Annotated in this window: 5 protein-coding genes; all 5 read right to left on the bottom strand. The window is 25.2% G+C overall.

From position 1 onward, the window contains the following. Positions 1-383 precede the first annotated feature (383 nt). The 5 genes from ACRDBA_RS14040 to pyrE all read right to left on the bottom strand — a co-directional run bounded on the left by ACRDBA_RS14040 (position 384) and on the right by pyrE (position 6,268). Positions 384-569: a hypothetical protein gene (locus tag ACRDBA_RS14040; RefSeq protein ID WP_438573551.1), complete on the bottom strand. Its 186-nt coding sequence runs from the start codon at positions 567-569 to the stop codon at positions 384-386. 110 nt (positions 570-679) lie between these two features. Beyond that, positions 680-1,288 carry an acetate uptake transporter gene (locus tag ACRDBA_RS14035; protein WP_438573550.1) on the bottom strand — a complete coding sequence of 203 codons (609 nt, stop codon included), beginning with the start codon at positions 1,286-1,288 and terminating at the stop codon, positions 680-682. A gap of 83 nt (positions 1,289-1,371) precedes the next feature. After that, on the bottom strand, positions 1,372-3,276 hold the full coding sequence (locus tag ACRDBA_RS14030) for an ABC-F family ATP-binding cassette domain-containing protein (RefSeq protein WP_438573549.1): 1,905 nt from the start codon (positions 3,274-3,276) through the stop codon (positions 1,372-1,374). A 98-nt stretch (positions 3,277-3,374) separates the two neighbouring features. Further along, the gene (locus ACRDBA_RS14025; RefSeq protein ID WP_438573548.1) at positions 3,375-5,438 is read right to left on the bottom strand and encodes a hypothetical protein; all 2,064 of its coding nucleotides are present in this window, start codon (positions 5,436-5,438) and stop codon (positions 3,375-3,377) included. Positions 5,439-5,581: 143 nt separating this feature from the next. Beyond that, a complete protein-coding gene (gene pyrE / locus ACRDBA_RS14020; protein ID WP_438573547.1) occupies positions 5,582-6,268 on the bottom strand; it encodes an orotate phosphoribosyltransferase in 687 nt (228 codons plus the stop codon). Positions 6,269-6,371: the final 103 nt, after the last annotated feature.

The raw sequence follows: 6,371 nt of genomic DNA, 5'->3' as shown, positions 1-6,371 counted from the left end.
ATCTTCATATTTCGTTTTATCATTTCGTTTTTCGCTCATTTTTAACCTCCAAAACCTCTTAAAGCCTTGATATTAGTATATCATAGAACTTTATTTCGTTCAACTAATATAATTTCGCTAAATGTATATTTAGCGAAATTACATAGATAATACGAATCAAGTTATAGGTATTTTGTAGAGCTTTTTAATAGAAATTATAATATCTATTTAAACTTAACTATGTTAGAATTTTTAAACTTAAATTCTCTTAGAAAAATTTTATCTATGTTTACATCCTAAAATTATATGTTTTTATTGTATTAAAAAAGAGATTTTAAAAATCTCTTTCTCGTAGTTATAATAATTTATTTAGTTTTTCAAATTCAATTTATTAAATAAATTGATTAATTCTTTGTTGTTATTTTTTCGATTAAATCTGCAACAATTAATTCTGATTTTGAAAATCCTTTTTTAAAGTATCTTATTTGTTTATACTTAATAGAATTCATTTCAAAATCTAAAACATCAATTCTTTCAGCTGTATAAACTACAGGATCTTTTTTTTCTTTTAATTTTATATGTACTTCCATAAAACCTCCAAGTTTACATAATGTTTGTTATGGTACACTTTTATATACCTATAAATATATTATACTTTATAATGTAAAAAAAAAGAAAGTCAAAAGACTTTCTTTTTTAATTATTTAAATATACCAAATGGCTTTCCAACTGGTAAAAATACCTTGCCAAAATGTTTGTTTAATACAGCAGCTCCTGAACCATAGAATGATAATATTGCTATTCCTAATTCTGACCATGCTGCTAAGCTATGCATAAACTCTGGCATTATACCAAATGCATTTAAAGCTAAACCAATAAATAAGAAATCAATTAAGACAAAAATTGAGAATAAAACTTTATGAGTTTCCATTGCTCCAATTGTCATAAAGATTGTAAAGATTAAGTATGCTAAGAAAGCAAAACCTAATTGTTTTGTGTCAGCTGCAGCAGCTAACTTTTCTCCAAATACTCCATTTTGAATTAACCAAGTCATTCCCATTGAGTACCAGAAGAATGCATAAGCTCCAAAAGCTGTAGCACCAAATGTATTATCATGTTTAAAATCATTTATACAAGCAAATAATTGAGCTGTAGCTCCTAAGAAAATAGCCCAAGGTAATACTAATGATACACCTTCAGTTATTCCTAATTTTTGTGAAGACGCAACTAAAGTAATTACAGCTAATCCAAAAAGTCCTAATGCAGATGGATCGGCAGTTACTATTTTGATTTCCTTTGTTCCTTCCATATTCTCCTCCTAAGTTATAAGTATAATATCAACTCATAGATAGTAACAAATAAACTTAATAAAGTCAATAAGATATTTTTTTCCTATTTTTTATAATTAGCTATTTGTTCAGCTATATCATCTAAGTATTCAAGTCTTTCATATTTTTCTAGTAAAGTTTCCTCTAATGATTCTTTTTCACTAGTCAATTCATTTAATAATCCATAATTAGAAGAGTTTTTCTCCATCTTTTTATCAATTAATGATATCTTTTCTTCTAAACCTTCAATAACATTGTGGATCTCAGAATACTCTTTTTGCTCTTTAAAGGTAAACTTTGGTCTAGTATCCTTGTTTTTATTATATTCTTTTTTAGGCTCTACAACTTCCCTTTCTTTTGGAAGGCTAACTTCTTCTAATTCTTTAGATATTAAAAAATCACTATAATTTCCTGTATATTCTTTTATATAACCATTTCCTTCGTAAGAAAATATTTTATTACAAATTCTATCTAAGAAATATCTATCATGGGATACAACTATAACAATACCCATAAATTCATCTAAAAAGTCTTCTAGTATCTTTAATGTTTCAATATCCAAATCATTTGTAGGTTCATCAAGGACTAATACATTAGGTGCTTCCATAAGAGTCCTTAATAATTGAAGTCTTCTCTTTTCCCCTCCAGATAGCTTTTCAATTTTTGTATATTGAAGTGTTCCATCAAATAGAAATCTTTCAGCAAGCTGAGATGCTGTGATTTGATATCCATCTTCTGTAGGTATGTTTTCTCCACCTTCACGAATATAGTCTATTGCTCTTACATTTCCATCTAAATCCTTATAATCTTGTGAAAATGAACCTATTTTAACAGTGTCTCCTATTTCAATTTCACCTTTATCCTGTTTTATCAATCCAGTAATTATATTAATTAAAGTAGTTTTACCCATACCATTTTTACCAACTACTCCTACTCTATCTTCCTTTAGGAATATGTAGCTAAAATCATTTATTAAATTTAAATTATCAAATGATTTAGAAATAGAATTTATTTCTATTGTCTTTTTACCTAATCTTCTTCCTACAAAAGGCATTTCAATATCATTGTTTTTTTCAATATATTCTTGGTTTACTAAATCATCAAATCTTTGTAGACGAGCTTTTTGCTTAGTTGTTCTTGCTTTTGCTCCTCTTCTTACCCATTTTAATTCCTTAACAATAAGCTTTTGTCTCTTTTCTTCATTAGCTGATTCTATTTGAATTCTTTCAGCTTTCTTTTCAAGAAAATCTGTATAGTTTCCTTCGTATGAAAATAAATTACCTCTATCTAATTCTAACACTTTATTAGCTACACGATCTAAGAAATATCTATCATGGGTAATCATTAATAAGGCACCCTTTCTCTTGTTTAAGAATTCCTCAAGCCATTCTATAGATTCTGAATCTAAATGGTTTGTAGGCTCATCTAGTACAAGTAATTCACAAGGTGTAATTAAAGAAGATGCTAAGAATACCCTCTTCTTTTGCCCACCAGATAACTCTCCCATTTTAGAATTGAAGTTATTTATTCCAAGCTTAGTTAAGATAGATTTAGCTTCACTTTCTAAATCCCATAAATTCATATTATCTATTTTGCTTTGTAATTGTATTAGATAATCGTTATTTACTCCTTCTTTACCTTCATTTATATCATTTAATAAAGTTTCATACTCCATAATTAATTGCATTTCTGGAGTGTCACCTCTAAATATTTGTTCTAACACAGTGGCATTTGGATTAAAATCGGGATTTTGAGCTAAGTATTCTATTCTAATATTTTTCCCCTTTATAAGTGATCCATCAAAGAATTCATCCTTACCAGCAACAATCTTTAATAGAGTTGACTTTCCAGCTCCATTAATTCCGATTAATCCAATTTTATCTCCATCATTAATTCCAAGAGAAACATTGTTTAATAGCACTTTTTCACTATATGTTTTATTTATATTTTCTAATGTAAGTAAGTTCATTATTTTCTCCTCTATAGTTAGTTATTCATTTTTATTTTATCATCTTACATGTTATTTTTAAACATAAAAATACTTTACTAGTTGCTTTGTAAAGAATTCTAAATATTGTTATCTAGAATTGACGTTATCTTATTTATTTCATATCGTCTATCTTTCCACCAATCTCTACTCCATAACCTTATATAGCGAATACCCTTTTCTTCAAAAACTAACTTCTTAAATACATCGTCTTTTTCAACAGTAAACTCGTTGGTATATACATTATAATCACACTCAATACATAGGATTACCTCATTAGTGTTTCTATTATAAACTAATATATCTATTAAATACCCATAAAGCATCACATTTCTTTCTATAGAATACCCAAGCTTAGTTAAATGACTTATTATATCTTTGAGTATTTCATTTTTTATACAATCCTTATCTTTTTTTAGAGATTTGATGTTAAAAATATAATCTTCTTCATTTATAACTTTAATTTTATCAATATCTTTTTGAAGAATATAATCTATAGATGTATTAATTAATATAACGCTATTGTAAGGACATTCATTTGAATTTAAATATACATTTGCCTCTTCTTCATTACATATAACACAAGGGTACATATTAGTTATTAAATTTTCAGAGAGTAAAAGTTTACTTTCTAAGGTTATTTCACTTAATGTATTTTCTAAGGTAGTACTATTATTAATATCTTCTAGATCTTTATCTTTGATGAAATTGTTTAGACATTTATAATACATGTTACTTGCTGCATTTGATAAAAGCTCTTTCTTTTTTAATAGATTTATATATATTTCATTTAATATTATTTCGTAATCAGTATAGTAATGGAGCTTATCATTATTTGAAGTTTCAACATCTTCTATCTTTGAATAGATATATAATTCTGGAATGAACTTTAATAAGTCGTTAGTTTGATTTTTTACATTTAAATTACTATAACAATAATTTAATATTTCCTCTTCTATTGGGGATAATGATGTTAAATTAGTTTTAATGATAATAAAGGTTTTATAGTTTTCTAAAGTCTTCTTAATATCTTTTAAACTATCTTCTATACCCTCTTCATTCAGTAACTTTAAAATAAGATTTTCATATTCAACATTATTTAATACATTATTTAAAAAATCTAAAGTATTTAAATAGTTATTTACTATTATATAGTTACTTTCTAAATTATTATAAATAATATCTTCTTCTTTAATATATTTAGACTTATTTTCTTCTAGCTTTTTTAAATATCCTTTTTTCTTTATCCAATACAAAGGATTGGGCTTCTTGTATTTAAAGTTATCGTCAATAAGGTAATGGTTATACTTTGTATTAATAGTTGAGGTTAAGGCTTTTAAATCATTTAAAGATAACTTTTTATTTACTATAACTGCTTCTATAAAATCATTAGTGTATTTAGTTTTATTTAATTTAATCTCTATATTACTTCTATCTTTTAAAATGTCTTCAATGTTATTTAGATATAAATTTATATCTTTAATGTTTAAATCTCTTTTTATTTTATCAAAGCTCTTATTATTACTAAATCTCTTATATTTATTATAATTAGTACTGGTATCATTCTCTAACAAACTATTTATTGAATCTTTAACATCTTTATATGAATATTCCATAAAAGGCTTCTTTTCCATAAATGTTTTATAGTATTCATATCTACTATCACATTTACCAATCTTACTATTAGACATATTATACATATCTAGTTTTGTTAAACCTGATTTATCTAAATCTATAAAAAAACTATTTATTTCTTTCAATAAATCTATTTTCTTATCAATCTCTCTTGATAAAAGATTCATTTTACTTAAAATTAAATTACTCTTGTTATTTAAAGCAAGTTGGATCTTTTCAATTACAAGATTATTTATATCAAGATTATGGATATCCTTTGTATTTAATTTAATTAAATTTAATGTATTATTATTAAAGGTTATTTTGTTATCTTTTTTAGTAACAATTAATACTTTTTTATTATTTAAGATATTTATTGAGATAATATCTTCTAATACACTTAAATAATCTCCCTCAATTGATATTATACTTTTATCCTTTTGCAATGAATCTAAAACAATTTTATTATCACTATAGCTTAATCCTTTTATAAAATATAAATTATTATTTTTTATTACCTCATTATTCATAATTTATAACCACCAATTAAGGTAGTTCTACCCCCTATACTATTATGCTATTTCTATATAGTATGTTTATTTATAAAAAGATAGTATAATATTGTTTATTCCTATAAAAAAAATGACCTAAATTAATAGGTCATTCTAAATGATTATTGAGCTTTATATGTTACACCATATTGTTCATAGTATCTGTTTATAGCTTCCTTCATTTCATCATTTATATAAACAACACCGTTGATTTCTTTCATATATAAATGTTCAACTACTTCTTGCATAGTTACTATAGGATATGTAGTAATTCCAAATACATTTTTTATTTCTTCTTGAGCTGATATATCTGACTTACCCTTCTCCATTCTATCTACAGAAATTATAAGACCCTTTATATCAACATTTCCTTGAGCTTTTAGTATTGGAGCTGTTTCGTATATTGATGTACCTGCTGTCATTACATCTTCAACTATTACAACCTTACTTCCATCACCAATTTTAGCTCCAAGTAATATACCACCTTCACCGTGATCCTTTACTTCTTTTCTATTTGAACAATACTCAACATTTGCATTGTATAATTGATTCATTGAAATTGATGTAGTTACTGTTAATGGAATTCCCTTATATGCTGGGCCAAATAATACATCTACGTCATTACCAAAGTGATTATTAATAGTTTTAGCATAAAACTCTCCAAGCTTTTGTAATTGCTCTCCAGTTGTATAATTTCCAGTGTTTATAAAGAATGGCGTTTTTCTACCGCTTTTTGTAGTAAAATCTCCAAATCTTAAAACATTACTTTCAACCATAAATTCAATAAACTCTTCTTTATATCTCTCCACGTTTAACATCCTTCCCTTACAATTTATATAGTCAAAACTATTTTAACATTATTTATTGTATTTTACTAATATTTTATATGAAAATTTTAGTTTCATTCGTAAA

The organism is Clostridium sp., assembly GCF_051654825.1.
Classification (GTDB): domain Bacteria; phylum Bacillota; class Clostridia; order Clostridiales; family Clostridiaceae; genus Clostridium.
This window is presented reverse-complemented; position numbering and strand designations above follow the sequence as displayed.

Excerpts from the sequence above, each read along its gene's own strand:
- ACRDBA_RS14040 (WP_438573551.1), bottom strand. The coding sequence starts at position 569 with ATGGAAGTACATATAAAATTAAAAGAAAAAAAAGATCCTGTAGTTTAT.
- ACRDBA_RS14025 (WP_438573548.1), bottom strand. The coding sequence starts at position 5,438 with ATGAATAATGAGGTAATAAAAAATAATAATTTATATTTTATAAAAGGA.
- ACRDBA_RS14035 (WP_438573550.1), bottom strand. The coding sequence starts at position 1,288 with ATGGAAGGAACAAAGGAAATCAAAATAGTAACTGCCGATCCATCTGCA.
- ACRDBA_RS14030 (WP_438573549.1), bottom strand. The coding sequence starts at position 3,276 with ATGAACTTACTTACATTAGAAAATATAAATAAAACATATAGTGAAAAA.